The organism is Pantoea sp. Seng (assembly GCF_009829935.1).
Taxonomy (GTDB): Bacteria; Pseudomonadota; Gammaproteobacteria; order Enterobacterales; family Enterobacteriaceae; genus Pantoea; species Pantoea communis.
Window position 1 is genome coordinate 17,230 of record NZ_SZZV01000002.1, and the last position, 18,854, is coordinate 36,083.

Annotated in this window: 13 protein-coding genes; 3 read left to right on the forward strand and 10 right to left on the reverse strand. The window is 55.9% G+C overall.

Going from position 1 to position 18,854, the window contains the following annotated elements; all coding sequences use genetic code 11:
* Positions 1-27: 27 nt before the first annotated feature.
* The 3 genes from FD737_RS01775 to FD737_RS01785 all read right to left on the reverse strand — a co-directional run bounded on the left by FD737_RS01775 (position 28) and on the right by FD737_RS01785 (position 3,939).
* Positions 28-1,590: an MFS transporter gene (locus FD737_RS01775; protein ID WP_160832557.1), complete on the reverse strand. Its 1,563-nt coding sequence runs from the start codon at positions 1,588-1,590 to the stop codon at positions 28-30.
* A 104-nt stretch (positions 1,591-1,694) separates the two neighbouring features.
* Positions 1,695-2,759: a Gfo/Idh/MocA family protein gene (locus FD737_RS01780; protein WP_160832558.1), complete on the reverse strand. Its 1,065-nt coding sequence runs from the start codon at positions 2,757-2,759 to the stop codon at positions 1,695-1,697.
* A 10-nt stretch (positions 2,760-2,769) separates the two neighbouring features.
* Positions 2,770-3,939, reverse strand: a complete 1,170-nt coding sequence (locus FD737_RS01785) for a Gfo/Idh/MocA family protein (protein ID WP_160832559.1) — start codon at positions 3,937-3,939, stop codon at positions 2,770-2,772.
* A 196-nt stretch (positions 3,940-4,135) separates the two neighbouring features.
* Here FD737_RS01785 and FD737_RS01790 point away from each other — a divergent pair, with 196 nt between their 5' ends.
* Positions 4,136-5,203 carry a LacI family DNA-binding transcriptional regulator gene (locus FD737_RS01790; RefSeq protein ID WP_160832560.1) on the forward strand — a complete coding sequence of 356 codons (1,068 nt, stop codon included), beginning with the start codon at positions 4,136-4,138 and terminating at the stop codon, positions 5,201-5,203.
* A gap of 387 nt (positions 5,204-5,590) precedes the next feature.
* Here the strand turns inward: FD737_RS01790 and FD737_RS01795 are convergent, their stop codons facing one another.
* Both FD737_RS01795 and FD737_RS01800 read right to left on the reverse strand, forming a co-directional pair.
* Entirely contained in the window at positions 5,591-7,486 is a 1,896-nt protein-coding gene (locus FD737_RS01795; protein WP_097117347.1) for a methyl-accepting chemotaxis protein, read from the reverse strand.
* A 175-nt stretch (positions 7,487-7,661) separates the two neighbouring features.
* Positions 7,662-8,771: a suppressor of fused domain protein gene (locus FD737_RS01800; RefSeq protein ID WP_160832561.1), complete on the reverse strand. Its 1,110-nt coding sequence runs from the start codon at positions 8,769-8,771 to the stop codon at positions 7,662-7,664.
* Positions 8,772-8,885: 114 nt separating this feature from the next.
* Here FD737_RS01800 and FD737_RS01805 point away from each other — a divergent pair, with 114 nt between their 5' ends.
* Positions 8,886-9,290: a hypothetical protein gene (locus FD737_RS01805; RefSeq protein WP_237448726.1), complete on the forward strand. Its 405-nt coding sequence runs from the start codon at positions 8,886-8,888 to the stop codon at positions 9,288-9,290.
* A 2-nt stretch (positions 9,291-9,292) separates the two neighbouring features.
* Here the strand turns inward: FD737_RS01805 and FD737_RS01810 are convergent, their stop codons facing one another.
* Positions 9,293-10,156: an oxygenase MpaB family protein gene (locus FD737_RS01810; protein WP_160832562.1), complete on the reverse strand. Its 864-nt coding sequence runs from the start codon at positions 10,154-10,156 to the stop codon at positions 9,293-9,295.
* A gap of 122 nt (positions 10,157-10,278) precedes the next feature.
* Positions 10,279-12,576 (reverse strand): beta-glucosidase BglX, encoded by a 2,298-nt coding sequence (gene bglX, locus FD737_RS01815; protein ID WP_160832563.1) that lies wholly within the window; start codon positions 12,574-12,576, stop codon positions 10,279-10,281.
* Between the two features lie 155 nt (positions 12,577-12,731).
* On the opposite strand from bglX, the gene dld reads away from it, so the two are divergent.
* On the forward strand, positions 12,732-14,441 hold the full coding sequence (gene dld / locus FD737_RS01820; RefSeq protein WP_160832564.1) for a D-lactate dehydrogenase: 1,710 nt from the start codon (positions 12,732-12,734) through the stop codon (positions 14,439-14,441).
* Between the two features lie 35 nt (positions 14,442-14,476).
* Here dld and FD737_RS01825 read toward each other — a convergent pair whose 3' ends face one another.
* The 3 genes from FD737_RS01825 to FD737_RS01835 form a co-directional block, all read right to left on the reverse strand.
* Positions 14,477-16,921 carry a DUF3772 domain-containing protein gene (locus FD737_RS01825; protein WP_160832565.1) on the reverse strand — a complete coding sequence of 815 codons (2,445 nt, stop codon included), beginning with the start codon at positions 16,919-16,921 and terminating at the stop codon, positions 14,477-14,479.
* Positions 16,922-17,147: 226 nt separating this feature from the next.
* On the reverse strand, positions 17,148-18,077 hold the full coding sequence (gene pbpG / locus FD737_RS01830; protein WP_034821245.1) for a D-alanyl-D-alanine endopeptidase: 930 nt from the start codon (positions 18,075-18,077) through the stop codon (positions 17,148-17,150).
* Positions 18,078-18,266: 189 nt separating this feature from the next.
* Positions 18,267-18,854 carry a Yip1 family protein gene (locus FD737_RS01835; protein ID WP_160832566.1) on the reverse strand — a complete coding sequence of 196 codons (588 nt, stop codon included), beginning with the start codon at positions 18,852-18,854 and terminating at the stop codon, positions 18,267-18,269.

The window sequence follows — 18,854 nt, forward strand, 5'->3', positions numbered from 1 at the left end:
GAGTGATTACCTGACAGGCATTCGCGCTTAAAGCCGCCCCTTCAGTTTTAGCTCGGATTCGATTGTCGTATCGCGGGCAGTTGTATGCCGGCTTGCGCCCCACACTTCATCATATTCATAGCCAGTGAGATCTTTAATCACCACACGCGTTTCAGCATCGCAACCTCTTGCCGTGCCACCCAGTTTGCGGCGCGCCACCTCTTTGATTAGCAACTTATGGCTACGCTGCGTCAGTTTGAATTTAAAGGTCAGCCAGAAGCTCGCCGCCAGCAGTGCCGTGGTGACAAACACCATCAACCCGACAATCGCATGGATGGCGCTCTCCGGTTGCGCACCGTTGCCTTTCACAAAACCACTCTCCTGCAGCACGATGCCAATCATGAAAATGGCGATGGCCACCGAACTTTTACGCGTCAACACCATGACACCAGCAAATATCCCTTCACGCCGCTTACAGGTCACCATCTCATCAATATCGGGAATAAAGCTGTAGATGTTCCACGGAATGTAAAACAGCCCGGCGCGCACGATGCCCAAAAACAGAAAGACTGCGCTGAACAGCAGCGTGGGCACCTGCCATTGCCACAGATAAACCGCAAACAGGAACAGGAAGATAGCGACGATACTCAGGTAGGACATACGCAGCGCGTTGGAGGGCGTCATATTAAAGCGGCCAAGCAGCATCATGAAAATGAAAGTGCCGGGAATCGACATAAACATCATGTTACTTAGCAGCAGTGAAGCCAGTGAGGCATCCTGCTTCAGGCCGTAGATCACGAAATAGGTGAACACCGCCAGAAAGGCATCCATCGCGGTGAAGGAGCAGATATAAATCAGCAGATGCTGACGAAAGGCTTTGATTTTGAATGACGATGCCAAATCGACAAACAGATACTTTAGGTGGGCCTTCAGGCTCCCCTGGCGCGCCGAATGTTGCGCCACATCCTCTTCCGGCTGAATATCTTTGGCCTCCCAGGTGGTCAACCAGGTAATAAACACCGCCACGCAGTAAATCACCGAGAAGATGACGCCGGTCAGCGTATAGGTAATGGCGTTGTCTTTGCCGGTATAGGTCATGATGATGCCCGGCACTGAGACGGCAAGGAAACTGCCAAGCGCTGAGAACATCAGGCGCACGCCCGAAAGACGCGTGCGCTCGCTAAAGCGATTGGTCATCTCTGAGGACAAGGTTTCCCACGGCACCAGCACCATTGCCGACACCAGTTCGATGGTGAGATAAGTGCCGAGATAGTACCAGTAGCCCATATCCGTCACCCACAGCGCGCCATACAGCAGCATTAAGGGAGAGGAGATCAGCAGGAAGAAACGGCGGCGGCCAAATTTTCGCCCCAGCCAGGTATTGCCGAAGTTGTCAGTAATGTAGCCCATGATCGGACTTAATATCGCATCGATGACGCGGGCGATGGCAAATATCGAGCCCGCTTCAAACACCGATAATCCGCAGTAGGTGGTATAGAAAAACAGCAACCAGGTGCCAATCACCGCAAAGGCACCGCCGCCAAAGAGATCCGTCAGGCCGTAGCGGATCGCGACGCCATAACCGACGCGACGTTCTGTAGGTTTAACCATCGATCCGATTCCTGTTCTGGTAGGGTATGTATTAGCGGCAAGGTGCTATGCCCTGCCGCCGTTGTTATCAACAGAATTGGAAATCAACTTATAGGGCCGGGATGCTATCCCGCATTGGCTAGCATCTGCGCTTTGACACAGAGTTCCGCCGCCTTAAAGGCATGGGCTTGCGTCATGGCGTGCTCTGTACGATGGAGGCAGTCGTTAATCAGCTGTCCAAAGAACGGGAAGCCCACTTCACCGGAAACGGCATAGCGGAACTCTCCTTCTTTGTTCACCAGATACACCACGTCCTGCTCACCGCGTGTGAGATCGGTGTATTTGCGGATCTCGATATAACCGTCCGTGCCGAGCAGCGTCATGCGCCCATCACCCCAGGTGGATAAGCCATCCGGCGTAAACCAGTCGCAGCGGAAGTAGCCGGTGGCGCCGTTCTCACCCGCCAGCATCGCATCGCCAAAGTCTTCGAACTGCGGATACTGTGGATGGCGGAAATTCCGCACCTGGCTTGCCACCACCGTGGCTTCGCTGTTGCCTGTGTAGTAGAGGAATTGCTCAATTTGATGGCTCCCGATGTCACACAAAATGCCGCCGAAATAGCGACGCTGATAGAACCAGTCGGGCCGTCCGGTGCCTTCACGATGTGGGCCGGTACCCAAAGTTTGCACCACCTGGCCGATAGCCCCTTTCTCTACCAGCTGTCCGGCAAACACCGCGCTCTCTACATGCAGACGTTCGCTGTAATACACCGCATATTTGCGCCCGGTTTTGGCGCACATTGCTTTGGCATCTTCCAGCTGTTCGAGGCTGGTAAGCGGGGCTTTATCCGTGAAGTAATCCTTGCCCGCCGCCATCACTTTCAGCCCCAGCGCACAGCGTTCCGAGGGAATCGCAGCGCCTGCCACCAGTTGCACCTGCGCATCGGCCAGAATGGTCTCCAGCGAATCGGCGATCTGCACCTGCGGGAACTGCTGCACAAACTTATCGACTTTGGCGGCATCGGGATCGTATACCCACTTCAGCATGGCTCCGGCCTCGGTCAGGCCATTGCACATGCCGTAAATGTGGCCGTGATCCAGTCCTGCCGCCGCAATGATAAATTCCCCCGGCTGCACCACCGGTTGTGGTTTGCCTTTCGGCGCGTAGTTCATGCCATCCTGTTTGTTCATGGTTGTTTCCTCACGCAAAGTTTTTACCCAATGGGATGTCATCAACATCGGCGAAGTTGTCTACCGAAGCCTGTTTTTCGTAGAAGTGCGGTGCATAGGCGATCAGCCCGCCAGTGCGATAAAAAGCATCCTCTTTGGGGATCGGTAACGAGACGGTGCTTTTGGTGATGGCCGACTTGTAGATGGCGGTAATCAGTTCCAGCGAGCGTTTGCCCTGCTCACCATCAATCAGCGGTGCACGCTGCTGTTCGATCGCTGAGAAGAAGTCATCGACCTGTCCGGCGTGCAGTGTCCAGGTGAGCGGTGCGGTGCTGGCATGCAGGCGATCCAGCTCCTGCTCCAGCGCCAGATTGTTCTCTTTTTCCGGGAAGCCATTCTCTGCCGCCTGCATGGCGACCGCTTTCCACGGCGCTGAGAGACGTGCTTTCTCACCCTGCAGCACGATTTTCTGATCTTCACCGTGATGCACCACAGAAGCGGTCAACTGCGCCAGCGTGCCGTTGGGATAGCGGAAAATCGCGGCGCTGAGATCTTCCACTTCGGCATTGTCGTGCGCCACGTTGCCGATCATCGCCACCACTTCACTGGGCGCACCGAGCATCCATTGCATGGCATCGATGTGGTGGACCGCATGGTTAAGCGTGCAGCCGCCGCCCTCTTTCTCCCAGGTGCCGCGCCACCACAGGTCGTAGTACGAATGGCCACGCCACCAGAATGAATCGATTTGCGCGTGGCAAATTTTGCCCGCCAGGCCCGAATCCACTGCCGCTTTCAACTGCCAGAACGCATCGGTGAAGCGGTTCTGCGCCACCACTGACAAAATTTTGCCACTAGCTTTTTGCGCAGCAATCATCGCATCGCACTCTTCCAGCGAGGCCGCCATAGGCTTTTCGCACAGCACATGCTTGCCCGCCTGCAGGGCCGCAATGGTGTTTTCCGCATGCACATAAGGCGGCGTACAGACGTCGACCACGTCGATATCTGCGCCCTCGGCCAGCATCTCGCGGTGATCCTGGTAAACCCGCACATCGTGCAGGCCGTAGCGCTGCAATTTCTCCCGCGCTTTTTCGGGATACACGTCCGCTACCGCGACAATTCTGCCGCGCTCAGGAAACTGCAGAAACGCCTGGATATGTGAATTGGCAATATTGCCCATGCCCACTATCGCAATTTTTAACATGGAGATTCTCCGCCGATAACCGCTGTTGAGGTGTCTGCGAGGAACATAAAAAAGCGCTGCGGGTCGGACAATCTGTTTTTGTGAGAATGCTCGCAGAGCGATACAGGAGTTTGTGAACCAAATGTAAAACCGTCTTAATATCAGTCCACTGCGTCTGCAAAAATTTGCAAAAATTGATTGGGATGGGGATCACACTATGGCTGGCAAGCTCAGAATGGACGAAATTTCAGCAATCACCGGCTACTCAGTGAGTACGGTTTCACGCGTGTTGAGCGGGAAATCCTACACCAGCGAAAAAGCGCGTGAGGCGATTGTCGACTGCGCGCGCAGGCTAGGTGTATTGCAGGAAATGGTGAGTGGTCGCCTGCTGATCAATGACATTGTGGTGTTTGCCCCAGGGCGCACTTTCACCCCACGCGGCGATCACTTTTACCATGAAGTGACACGCGGGATTGCTGAGGCCTGCGCGTCGCATGATGTGCATATCAGCTATTGCCCACTGGAGGAACAGCGCGCCGATGTGAAGCTGTTTCTGGAAAAAGCCGCAGCAAAAAACATCAGCGCCATCATCATTATCGGCACCGACGATCAAGCGATCTTCAGTCTGGCGGCGTCACTCGGTAAACCCTGTGTGCTGATTAACTCTCGTGATAAAGATATGCGGCTGGATGCGGTGTCACCCGATCATCGGGCGATTGGTTTCAGCGCTATGCAGCATCTGTTTGAGCAAGGCCACCGCCGGGTGTTGACCGTCACCTGTCTGCGACGTGAGACGCTGTTTTTGCGTCTGGAAGGGATCAAAGACGCCTACCGCCATTTTCATATGCCGTTTAATGCCCAGCAGGATTTGATTGTCATCGAAGCCTACTCCTCGCATGACACCGAGATCGCACTGAATCACTGGCTGGATACGCACCCACGCGATCAGTGGCCTGATGTGATTTTGCCAGGCGGCAAAGGCATTATTAACGGCGTGCAGAATGCACTGCTGTCACGCGGCTTGCGCATTCCCGAAGACATTTCGCTGATGACCACGGATCTAGCCAGCCGGCTGGAAGGATCGCCAGAGATGCCCATCACCGGCTTTGCGGTGCCCTGTCGCGAGCTGGGTTATGAAGCGATCCAACTGATCCAGAACCGCCTCAATCGTCCACAGTCGTCGATTTACAATCTGTTGTTGCAGGGGAAACTGGTGGATCGCGGCACGGTGGCGAATGCCACTCGCCATGCCGCGCGTGAAGAGATCCGCAACGCGTTTCCGTGAGATGCCCTAAAGCAGAAACGCACGTCATCAGCGCATCGTGCCTGTGCACCCAAGCCCAACATCAAAACCTCAGCGCTGATGCTAAACCTTTTGAATTACCAATCCGTTCAAGCCTGAAGCACGGAGCCTTTTCTAACAAACCACACCTAAGATCAGAAGCAGGCTGGTGCCGCTCAGGGGCAGGCAATCCGCAGCGCCGAACAGAGTGAGTCTGCCAGGAGAGACCGCATGGATGCGGTCGAAAGGCTGGGCTGGAACAGGGATGTTCCATCCCAGCCGGTCCGTAAGGCGGACGAATGACGTGAGGGTACCGCGTCAGCGGCGCGAGGACCGCCAGCCCCTGAGCGGCACCAGCCTGCGTTATCACTTGTGGTAAATCGGCCAGCCTTACAACTTAAAGCTCTGCACCACCAGCTCCAGCTGCACGCTCTGCTCTTCCATGGCGCGTGCGGCAGCCGACACCTGCTCGACCAGCGCGGCATTCTGCTGGGTGCTGCCATCCAGCTGCGTGATTGCCAGATTAACCTGCTCGATGCCCATGCTTTGCTCGCGACTGGCAGACATGATTTCACTCATCAGGGTGGTCACGCTGCTCACGCCCTGCATCAGCTCATCCATGGTTTGACCGGCTTGTTCCACCAGCTGGCTGCCGGTATCGATATTGGCCACCGACTCCTCAATCAGCTTCTTGATCTCACGCGCCGAGTTAGCGGAGCGCTGCGCCAGATTACGCACTTCTGACGCCACCACAGCAAATCCACGCCCCTGCTCACCCGCTCGGGCCGCTTCCACCGCCGCGTTAAGTGCGAGGATATTGGTCTGGAAGGCGATGCTGTCAATCACGCTGATGATATCCACCACTTTACGGGATGAGTGATTAATCGCACCCATGGTGGTGACCACCTGACGCACCACGTCCGTTCCGCGCGCCGCCACCTGCGAGGCACCGTCCGCCAATTGATTGGCGTGGGTAGCATTGTCGGCGTTCTGACGTACCGTGCCGGTCAGCTCTTCCATTGACGCGGCGGTTTCGACAATCGAACTGGCCTGCGATTCAGTACGCGCAGACAGATCGGCATTGCCGCTGGCAATTTCACGCGAGGCAGAGGTAATCGCCAGTGCGCTGTCGCCCACCTGACGCATCAGCCCCTGCAGATACTCAATAAACTGGTTAAAACTTTGCGCCACCGCGTTAAATTCCGGGCTGTTGCTGGCAGGCAGACGCTGAGTTAAATCCGCGCCGCCAGTCGACAGCGCTTCGATATTGCGGTTCAGCAGGCTAAGACGTTTCATCATGGCGCGCACGAAGCCGAGCAGCACCAGCAGCAGGATCACCGCCAGCGGGATCTGCACCAGGCCTAGGCGAGTCAGCATGCTGTGGGTTTGCGCATCCAGCAAACTGGACGGCACATCGCTGGCGAGATACCACGGGCTACCGGCGATCGCCTGCAGAAACAGCGTGTGCTCGCCATCTTCGCCTTTAAAGGTGGTTTGCGTAGGCTGATGACCTGCCTGGCTCAGCAGACCTTTCAGCGCGCCCGCCATCGGCAGCTGCGTATCCGCGAGATTTTCCAGCTTCGGTGCACCTTCCAGCAGTGCGGCGTTGCCCACCACTTTGCCATCCGCTTCAACGATCAACACACGTCCGTGAATGGCGTCGCCCATCTGTTTCGCCAGTTGGTTGAAGAAACCGAGCGTTACATCGATGGTTGATACCCCCCACACCGTGCCATCACGATAAATCGCCATCGCACAGTTGGTACGCGGCTGCGGGCTGGCCGCATCCTGATAGGCTTTAGCCCAGGCACATTGCCCTTTGGCCGCGGCCATACCGTCTTTGTACCACGGCTGCTCCCAGTATTTGTCGGCCGCATCCGAGTTCCAGTAAGTGTTGACCTGTAACTGGTTGCTGGCGTTACGGGCGAAGAACGAACTGTCTTTTTCCTTCGCCGGATCGCGGCGATTAGGCAGCGGCCAGATACCGCCGCCAAACACGTTGCTGTCCTGATACTGGTTCACCAGCGCAGGCAGCAAGTTGTCGATGGCCGCGCTATCCATCACGCCTGCGGCTTCGGTAATGGCACGTTGCTGCGCCTGCACGCGGTTCATCTGTTCGACAATACGTCCCGCCAGGCCATCCACCTCATAGCGCACTAATCGGCTTTCGTTTTGACTCAACTGCGGTGCCACAAACTGATTGATCACCACCACGGTAACCAGCATCAGCACCACGAAAAATGCGACCAACGTCGCGGTAAAACGAGATTGTGTAGTTTTTAACATCAGTGTGCTCTTACCCTGGTTGGCGAGTTGCCTGATCGAGGTTAACGGCGTGTTACAGAGGAACTTGAGGTGAGCAAGATCACAAAAATGCAAATAGTTGATTTAGGTGATCATTAGGAGGGTGACTAACGTTGCGCTTACTCATCAGGGTGCGGGCAACCGCCCGCAGAGAGGGCTATTGCGGCGGATCCACCACTTCCTGACGTGGCCGAAATACATGGTCATTACCTTCTGCCTGCAAACGCTGCAGCAGCTGTTGTCCACCGCGATCGTCGGCCTGAGCAAACTGACGTTCCGCTTCGGTGATCGGTGTCGCCCACAGCAGATTCGGACGATCGCCATCGCGCTTGGGCAGTCGGAACTGGGCAACTTCCGGTGCTAAGCCATTGGCCAGCAGGAAACTCTCGAAGCCCACCGGCGCCACTTCCGATGCCAGCGTGTGCCCTTCGCCAATCCACGTCAGCCGCGCCCACGGCAAGTGCGCGAATTCCGCCAGCGCGCTGGCCATCTGCACCGCATTGGCTTCGGTCATCACTTCACCGTCTACTGCCATCGCCAGCTCAACACGGCGGTACTGCGGGGCCAGCTCATCAAACAGGTAATCCACCTGCGGCATGGGCCGAATCCCCATACCCAGCGTGAGAAAAACCCACACGCCATTGTGCCAGTGCTGAGAGATGGCCATTGGCGGCCAGCTCCCTTGATCGATAGCGTAATACTTTACCGACTCACCAAACTGCGCCTGGTAGCACTGCATCAGCTCATGCTGCACAACATCCCATAAATGGCCGTCATGCCAGTCACGCCAGAAGTGGCGCTGCTGCTCGGCGCGTGCATAGTAATCATTGGTGGAAGCGGATCCGAGCGGTGCGGTCAGGCGATTCTCTTTGATGCAGCCAGCAGAGAAACTCACCTGCTTATCCTGATACAGACTCCAGCCGGGGATCACCGCCAGCAGTTGGCCGTAATACCACAGGGCTGCACCGTCATCACTCGGTTCCCACAAAATCTGTAGACCGGCAGGGTCGAGCATCGGCTCGGCTTCTAAGGTGCGGCAATACTCTGCGCTGAGCAGAGGCGCAATGCCCTGCTCCATCGCTTCACGATCTTCACGCGCCGGTGCAGGCAACAGATTGCGCAGCCAGCAGCCGCGCACCGCATACTGACTGCGAAACAGATCGTTGGGCCAGATGTAAAAGTAGGCCGTGCGCGCATCCTGTTCGACGATGGCGGTCAGTGTGTTTTGCTGATTTGGCACCTCAGCAATCAGAGGTTGGTGTGTCATAACGCCTCGACAAAGCCTTGAGGGATCCATTTTCCCTGAGAATAGAGCAGGATCGGCACTCGCACCATGTGACACAAGGGTAAAACTCTCAAAGTGCAGTCAGGAAGCGTGAGAATGACTGATGAATGCCAGCACAACGCCCTGACAAACTTCAAATTAATTCGCGATTCATTTGCCGCCTCGCATGCTATTGTCTGCACATTCCTCCTTGCGGAGCTGCTCAGCATGGTGCTGCAAAACCTCGATTTGAACCTGCGCGATGTCGTGATTTTCGCGATTTTAGTGTGGCTGTTTCTTCGCTATACATGGGTGATGTCAGCGCTCACGTTTATGCTCGGTGGTGCGGTGCTATTGGTGTTGTTACCCATCGACATTTACTACAGCTTGCTGCCATTAGCGCTGATGGGAGTGGGATTAGGGATGCTGTTTCATCATTATCAGCAGCGCCAGCTCACCCTTAAACGTGAAGCCCGCACACCGCGCACCTACACCAAAAAGCAGGACGAGCTGCATTTGTAGCGTTAGCGTCCCATACGTTGCATGGCGCGGGAATAAGCCCCGCGCTGAATCGACCAGCGCAGCAAACCGGCAATCACCGCGATCTCTTTATCCACGCGCCACTGTGTCAACGGGCTAATCGGCTGCTGAATTTGCTGTTGCGCCCAGTCCGGTAACAACCCCATCCCGGCTTTTAGCATCACCCGCATCGCCGGTTTCGCCTGCCAGCTTGGGGCCGGTGCATTAATTAATAGCTGCATCACTTCCAGCGTGCGTTCATCGCAAATCAGTTCCGGGCGCATCGCCTGCAGATAAGCGTCCACCGCCTGTACCGATTTCGGCACCTTTTCCGCCCCTAAGGCTTCGGCGATGAGCGCCGCTTCATCGTAATAGCGATCCTGCTCGGCCAGTGAGAGCTGCGGATTTTTGTAGCGCAGATGCGCGGCGAGGAAGCGGCTGGTTTCGGCGACGTGTACCCAGGTGAGCAGATGCGGATCGCTGGCAGCATAGGGTTGCCCGGCGTTATCAATACCGGTGACGCGCAGATGGATGCGTTTAACGCGCTCGATCAGGATATTGGCGTCCACCGTGTTACCAAAAGTGGTGACGGCGATAAACTGGCTGGTGCGCCGCAGACGGCCCAGCATGTCCTGACGAAAGTTAGAGTGATCCCACACCCCCGCCAGCGCGGCCGGATGCAGCATTTGCAACATCAAGGCGCTGATGCCACCACATAACATCGAAGGAAAGTCGCCGTGCACGCGCCAGATCACATGGTCAGGACCAAACAAACCCGGATCGCCCAGCGGCTGCGAAATATCGAATTCGTTGAGTGCGAGGCCGTTAAGACGAAAGACTTGCTGCTGGATACGATTGCGGAGGTTCATGACGTTTGTCGGTTATGCCCGTTGGCAGAATAAGCTCGGGCCTATCATATACTGCCAGGGGTAACGGTGCGATTCATCCTGCGACAAACCGCACCGTTCCACAAAGTGGCGACAACTAACGCTTACAGATAATCAAACTGCCCGTCTTGGGTGCGTACCGAATCGAGGCCAATCATCACGTTGAATTTGCCCGGCTCGGCGACATGCTGCATTTTTTGATTCCAGAATTTCAGTGCATCCACATCAATCTTAAAGCTTACGGTCTGTGACTCGCCCGCTTTCAGCATGATGCGTTTGAAGCCACGAAGCTCCTGCACTGGGCGGCTGATGCTGGCCACCGGATCGTTGAGATACATCTGTACCACCGTGGCACCATCACGTTTGCCGGTGTTGGTGACGGTAACGCTCGCGTCAACTGTGCCGGTGCGCGGCATGGTTTTCGCAGACATCTTCACTGGTGACACCGTAAAGGTGGTGTAGCTCAGGCCGTAACCAAACGGATAGAGTGGACCGTTCACCGCATCGTAGTAGTGCGAGGTGTACTTGTTCGGCTTGGCGAAGTTATACGGACGCCCGGTTGGCAAGTGATTGTAGTAAATCGGCAGCTGTCCTACGGAACGCGGGAAGGACATCGGCAGCTTGCCCGATGGGTTGTAGTCGCCAAACAACACGTCCGCAATCGCATTCCCCCCTTCGGTGCCGCTGAACCAGGTTTCGAGCATCGCATCAGCCATATGATCTTCGTTGACGACTGTCAGCGGACGACCGTTCATCAACACAATCACCAACGGCTTACCGGTCGCTTTCAGCGCCGCCAGCAGTTTTTGCTGGCTTGGCGGAATCACCAGGTCACTGCGACTGGAGGCCTCATGCGCCATCCCCTGCGCTTCACCCACAGCGGCGACCACGACATCCGCTTTCTTCGCCTGGGCAACGGCTTCATCAATCAATTCCTGCGGCGAGCGTTTATCCACGCTAACCGCCTGTTCGTAAAGGTTGAGGAAGTCCTGAATACCTTTGTTATCGGTGATGTTGGCCCCTTTGGCATACAGCACGGTGCCTTTGCCCGCCATCGCATTGCGTACACCCTGCAGCAGCGGAATCGACTGTTTCGCCACGCCCGCGGCTGACCAGCTGCCCATAATGTCACGCTGGCTGTCAGCCAATGGCCCCACCAGCGCCACGGTGGCGTCTTTTTTCAGCGGTAAGGTTTCATGCCAGTTTTTCAGCAGCACGATGCTCTTACGCGCCACTTCACGTGCTTCTGCACGATGCAGACGGCTCTCGGCATTGGTGTCCTGCGGATCGCTGCCTTTCGGCCCTAAATGGCTGTAGGGATCGTTAAACAAGCCCATATCATATTTGACGTTCAGCACGTGACGCGCGGCATCGTCGATCTCCGCCATGGTAACGGCGCCACTCTTTACCAGCCCAGGCAAGTATTTGCTGTAGTACTCATCGCTCATACTCATATCGATGCCGGACTTCAGCGCAATACGCACCGCATCCTGCGGATCGCTAGCCACGCCGTGCTTCAGCAACTCTTTGATCGCGCCATGATCGCTGATAGTGATGCCTTTAAATTTCCACTCACCGCGCAGCAGGTCTTTCAGCAACCAGCCATCCGCCGTCGCTGGCGTGCCGTTGAGGGAGTTGAGCGCTACCATCACGCCGCCACTCCCCGCATCCAGCGAAGCTTTGTACGGTGGCAGATAATCCTGGAACAGGCGCTGTGGGCTCATATCCACAGTGTTGTAATCACGTCCGCCCTCCACTGCGCCATAGGCAGCGAAGTGCTTCACGCTGGTCATGATCGAGTAACGGTCGGCGGCGCTTTTGCCCTGCATGGATTTCACCATCGCGCTGCCCATTTGCGAGGACAGGAAAGTGTCTTCTCCGAAGCCTTCAGACACGCGTCCCCAGCGCGGCTCGCGCGTAACATCCACCATCGGCGCCCAGGTCATATTGAGACCATCGTCGGCGGCTTCATAAGCGGAGATGCGGCCGACTTCACCGATCGCATCCAGATCCCAGCTGGCCGCGAGGCCGAGCGGAATCGGGAAAATCGTGCGCTGGCCGTGTACCACGTCATAGGCGAAGAACAGCGGAATTTTCAGGCGGCTCAGTTGCATCACCTGATCCTGCATCGCGCGAATATCCGGACGCGTGACGGTATTGAAGATTGCGCCAACCTGACCGTGCTGGATCATGTCGCGCACTGCCTCCTTCGGCGTGTCTGGCCCCACGCTGATCAAGCGCATCTGCCCGATTTTTTCATCAAGGGTCATTTTGCCGAGCAGCTGGTTAACAAAGGCGTCACGCGCCTGTTCAGTCATCGGATGGGGGCCAAACAGGTCATCTGCGAAGGCAGGCTGCATGGCAAGGGAAACAGCGAGGCTAACAGAGCAAATCCATTTCATCAGGTCGGGTTCTCTTAAGTGACTGCGCAATATCGAAATAACCGGGCCAGTGTGCCACAAGTTCAGGATAGCAGGTAGCCACCGATGTCACACCGCGACCATGCCGTTGACGCGTGCTAAAGTAGATGCGCAACGTTAACGACAAGGACAGGTTCATGAATAACAACACCTCACACCCTACACTGCTGGCTGAACTGCGCCGCCTCGTCGGCCCTTCACACCTGTTAACTGAGGCGGAACAAACCGCACGCTATCGTAAGGGTTTCCGCTCCGGTGAAGGCGATGCGCTGGCGGTGGTGTTCCCCGGCTCCTTGCTGGAACTGTGGCGGATATTGCAGGCGCTGGTGCAGGCCGATGCGGTGATTTTGATGCAGGCCGCCAACACCGGCCTGACCGAAGGCTCCACGCCTAACGGCAATGATTATGATCGCCCGGTGGTGATCATCAGTACTTTGCGCCTCGATAAATTGCAGCTGATTGATGGCGGCAATCAGATTCTGGCCTTCCCTGGCAGCACCCTTTATCAGCTGGAAAAAGCCCTTAAGCCGCTGGGACGTGAACCACACTCGGTGATCGGCTCCTCTTGTATCGGCGCATCAGTGATGGGCGGGATTTGTAATAACTCCGGCGGTTCACTGATCAAACGCGGCCCGGCCTACAGCGAAATGGCGCTTTATGCGCAGATTGATGCCGACGGCAAACTGAAGCTGGTCAATCATCTCGGCATGGATCTCGGCCACTCGCCGGAAGAGATGCTCGGTCGACTGGATGACGATCGCTGGCAGCAGAGCGATGTGCGCTGGGATGAACGTCATGCTTCAGATCATGAATATGCAGAACGCGTGCGCGATATCCATGCGGATACACCCGCTCGCTTCAACGCCGATGAGCGCCGCCTGTTCGAGGCTTCGGGTTGCGCGGGCAAACTGGCGGTATTCGCCGTGCGTCTTGATACCTTCCCCAGCGAACCGAAGCAGCAGGTGTTTTATATCGGTACTAACGATCCAGCGGTATTGGGCGATCTGCGCCGCCATATCCTGGCCGAGTTTAAAAACTTACCGGTAGCGGGCGAATACATGCACCGCGACATTTTCGACATCGCCGAAGTGTACGGCAAAGACACTTTTGTGATGATTGATAAGCTCGGCACCGACAAAATGCCACTGTTCTTCACGCTGAAAGGTCGGGTGGATGCCTGGCTGGGTAAGCTGAGTTTTGTTAAACCGCACTTCACCGATCGCGTATTGCAGCGCATCAGCGGTTGGTTGCCTGCCCATCTGCCGAAACGTATGAAGCAGTATCGCGATAAGTTTGAGCATCACCTGATGCTGAAAATGTCCGGTGAAGGCGTAGCGGAAGCGCAGGAGTATTTGCACGAATACTTCCGCGAAGGCGGTGGCGAGTTCTTTGCCTGTGACGGCAAGGAAGGCGCACATGCTTTCCTGCATCGCTTCGCCGCTGCCGGTGCCGCAGTGCGCTACCACGCGGTGCATGCGGATGAAGTGGAAGATATTCTGGCGCTGGATATCGCGCTGCGTCGTAACGATCAGGATTGGTTTGAGCGCTTACCGGCGGAGTTTGATAACGATCTTAGTCATCGCCTTTATTACGGCCACTTCTTCTGTCATGTCTTCCACCAGGATTACATCGTGAAGAAAGGCGTGGATGCGCATGCGTTGAAGGAGAAGATGCTGGCGATCCTCAGCGAACGCGGTGCCGAGTATCCGGCTGAGCATAACGTCGGGCATCTGTATCAGGCAAAACCGCAGTTGCAGGCGTTTTATCGTCAGCTGGATCCGACCAATACCTTTAATCCGGGGATCGGCAAAACCAGCAAACAGAAAGGTTGGGCGGTTAAGGCTTGATAAATTAATGGGCGGCCCGAGAGCCGCCCAATGGATTATGGCAGTTGCTCGCCCTCTTCCTGCGTGGCCGCTGGCACGGCTCGACGTTCAATGATCATCGTCTGCGGTGTGGACAGCACAATGCCCTCTTTGCGCAGGCGCGTCAGAATATCGAACAGCAGGTCACTCTTAGCGCTGGAGATCTGACGCTGGCCCGCCACGTTGCCGGTGACGCTCAACACGATGCCCGCAGAGGTCAAATCCTTGAATGAGACGGATGGCTCAGGCGTTTCCAGAATGCGCTCGTTCTCCTGGTAAACCTCCAGCAGAATCTCACGCACACGCACCGGATCAATATCCAGCGGGAAGGTCAACATAATGGTCACAACACCCTGTGCATTGCCCATAGTGGCGTTACGCACGTTCTGTGAGATGAACTGTGAGTTCGGCACAATCACCGTGGATTTATCACTGAGCTGAATCTCGGTGGCACGCACATTGATACGGCGAATATCCCCTTCAATGCCGCTAATACTCACCAGATCGCCCACTTTTACCGGGCGCTCGGTTAACAGAATCAAACCGGAGATAAAGTTCTTCACGATCTCTTGTAAGCCGAAACCGATACCGACCGACAAGGCACTGACGATCCACGCCAGTTTGTTCCACTGCAGGCCCATGATCGACAGCGTCAGCAGAATGATCAGCACATAGCCGATATTGCTGAACAGCGTCACCAGCGACACGCGCATGCCCACGTCCATGGTGGTTTTGGGCAGGAAATCTTTATCCAGCCAGCGACGCACCGAACGTAGCACGTAGATGCCCACCACCAGACACAGAATGGCATTCACCATATGCGCCGGCACGATGTTCAACGACTCCAGCCCTTTGCCGCCCCAGAACTCAATCACTTTCTGAATCAGCTCGATCGGCGTTGAAGAGGCGAAGGTGCCGTTTAGCAGCGCCAGCACCACAATACCGATCAGTGCGGTTTTACCAACTGCGCCCAGCAGCGTAGCCGCCTGCTGCAGATAACGCTCATCAATGTTTAATGAGGTCTGCAGACGTTTGCCGGTGGCATTGTTGGTGGAGAATAGGCTTTCACAGCCGTCATTGATCAAATGGCTGAGGAAGTAGAACGAGCCAAACAGAATGCCGCACCAAATCACCTCATAACCGAGGAAGCGGGCCAGCGTGACATAACCGATGATCAGTGAAATCAATATCGCGAGCGCGGTGAGCGTCAGCGCCAGCTGAACCAGTCCAACAATGGTCGGGCGCGCTTCTGGCGCATTGCCCTCTTGCACCATACGGCGGCGTACGCGGTTGGTACGCATGCTTATCGCCATACCGGTGGTGCCAATCAGCAGCGCCGTCAGACCGTTCGCGAAAATAGTGGTGTTCAGGCTGGTGCCAACGCTGTAGTTAAAGGCTTCCGCTGTCTGGAAAATAAACACCAATCCAGCCGTAATCGGCGGGAACGGCTTCAGCGCCTGTGCGACTTCATTGGAGATGCCGGGCAATCGCCAGCTCGGACGACGCGTGGACAGGAAGGCTCGCCCTAATCCGGCGATCAAACCGCAATAGACACTGAGTTGTACCAGACGCTCAACAAAATCCTGCACGTCAGTCGAGACTTCATCACGGCGGGTAAACGCCAGCGCGATAAAGTTGAAGGTCAGCACCACGGCCGCCAGGGTGGTCAAGGCAATTGCCGCGGCCAGGAAGCTGCGACGCAAGCGCCCCTCTGGCAGTTTATTGATGCTCACCCAGGCCAAAAACTCTTCGCAGTAGCGACGGCCCAGGGTCATCACCAGCATTGCCGCAATCAACCAACCCATGGTGCCGAAACGCCAACCGGGTTCCCAGGAGAGCGCAGCGGTGTTCTGCAGTTCAGCGATAAAGTCGCTGATCTTCTCACCGTCCAGATCCTGACGGCTGACCATTGGCGCCCAAAAACGCGGCCCCAAAATGCTGCCTGAGTTGAGCGCCAGCTGGCTTTTCAACTGATCACGGCGCAGGTTGACGATCTGTGAGGAGAGCACCAGCGCGCCATTTTTAATGCCGTCGGCCTGCTTGATTTGGTCATCCAGCTTGCTTTTCTGGCTCTCCAGCGAAGCGCGTTTACGCGTCACTTCCGGCGTCTCTTTCACACCGCTGTCCGGCTTCGGTGCCGGACCGAGCACCGCTAACTGTGCATCCAGCTGCTGCCCCTGCTGGATCAGCGACTGGCTGAGGGTTTCTGCATTACCCGAAAGCTCCAGCGCCATCTCATTGAGCTGGTTGAGCTGGCTCTCATTGGTATCGCCTGACACCTGGCCTTTAATCTTGTCGAGGATTTTCTGCATTTTCGGCAGCTCAACCGCAGGATTGACCTTGGGTGCGGCGTCCACTTGCTGAGCTGCGGCGGCAGTATTGTCATCCGCGTAGCTCAGTGCCGGGCTTAACAGCACCAGCAGCAGTATAAATGGGGTAAATAGCGAACGAAGCTTGTACATATGAGTAAGATTCCAGCGCAATGACAGCCGATAAATGCCATTTAACTTTAGATGGCGGCCAGTGTAGAGCGTAGCCGAAGCGGAAACTATAGGAATGAAGCGCGAAAACATTGGTGCTGACGATTAGGGATTTTTTTGGTCATTCGGGAGGACTTATCCCGCCAATCGGAAGCACTCACAGACGCACAATCCATTGTGCATCTGTGAAGGGAAACAGACGTCGTGATTACTCGTTGCTGGCCGTTTGCGACGATTTCTGCTTCTTGTAGGCCAGCGCCGCTGCCGGAACCGGCGCCGCTTTGCCGGTTTCCAGCCAGTCGCGCAGACGGTTGGCATCGGCAAAGTGGGTGTACTTGCCAAACGCATCCAGCACCACCAGCGCCACCGGACGGTTATTGATCACCGTGCGCATCACCAGGCAGTGGCCGGCTTCATCGGTATAACCGGTTTTAGTCAATGCGATACGCCAGTCGTTTTTGTACACCAGGTGATTGGTATTACGGAACGGCAGCGCATAGTTCGGATGCTTAAACACCGCCGTATCTTCTTTGGTGGTGCTCAGTTCACCAATCAACGGATATTGACGCGTGGCTTTTGCCAGCTTGATCAAGTCTTCCGCATTGGAGACGTTGTGAATCGACAAACCTGTCGGTTCAACATAGTGGGTATGCGTCATGCCCAGCGCACGCGCTTTGGCATTCATCGCACGGATAAAGGCGTCATAGCCACCTGGGTAGTGATGCGCCAGGCTGGCGGCAGCACGGTTTTCCGATGACATCAGCGCCAGCAGCAGCATATTGCGGCGGCTGATTTCACTGTTCAATTTGACGCGCGAGAACACACCGCGCATCTCTGGCGTGTGGCTGATATCCACCGACAGCATCTCGTCCATCGGCAGTTTCGCATCCAGCACCACCATTGCAGTCATCAGCTTGGTGAGTGACGCGATAGGCCGCACACGATCCGGATGGCTGGAGAACAGCACTTTATTGGTTTCAAGATCGACAATCATGGCACTGCCGGAGGCGATTTGCGGTTGGGCAATCGGCGCCAGATTAGACAGCGCAGCAGGCGCGGCCAGTGCCGGAGTGACAGCTGCCGGTGCGGCGACAAACAGCGCCAGCGACAGCAAGGAAATACGCATTTTTACAGACATCGAGTCAAAAAAATCCGGTAAGGAGTTTTGCGCCGTGTTTAAGACACAGGCCGCGCGCATCAAACCAGACGGGATGCGGGCTGGCAGCAGCATAATACGCGCTTATCTGCGAAATTTCTTAGGTAGATTGTTTCTGAGCGTTAAAAAACGGGAGACCTAATGGCCTCCCGTTCACGGTATCATTGCAGGTTAGAACAATCGTGGTCCGTAACCCCACAACACCACGGTCAGTGCCAGCAGCACTTCAAACACCAGCACACCAATCGCCAGTGTCGATCCTGAGAAGCGCATGCTCTCTTCACGATCAATATTGAGGAACACCGGAATGCCGACGTACAGCAGATAACCGGTATAGAGTAACGCCACTGCGCCGATCAACACGCACAGCCACACCAGCGGATAAAGTGCCACCAGCCCACTAATAAATAACGGGGTAGCGACATAGCCAGCAAACACGGTACAGCGCTGAACGCTGGGACGCTGCGGATAATCGCGCGCCATCCAATGAATGACGCGGCCCATCACCGCCACGCCGCCTAAGATAATCAGATAGAAAAGAATGCCGAGACCGATGCCGGTCAGCAGGTTGAGTTGTACGAACTGCCCTTCGCCCAGATTCCAGCCCAATTGTGTGGTACCGATAAAGGCACAGATCACCGGGATCGCTGCCATCATCAAAACATGGTGGGTGTAGTGGTGCGAAACGCTCTCGTTTTCTTGCTTGATATCGCGCATTTCCTGGTTAGGATGCGCCAGAAGACCCCAGACATGATTCAT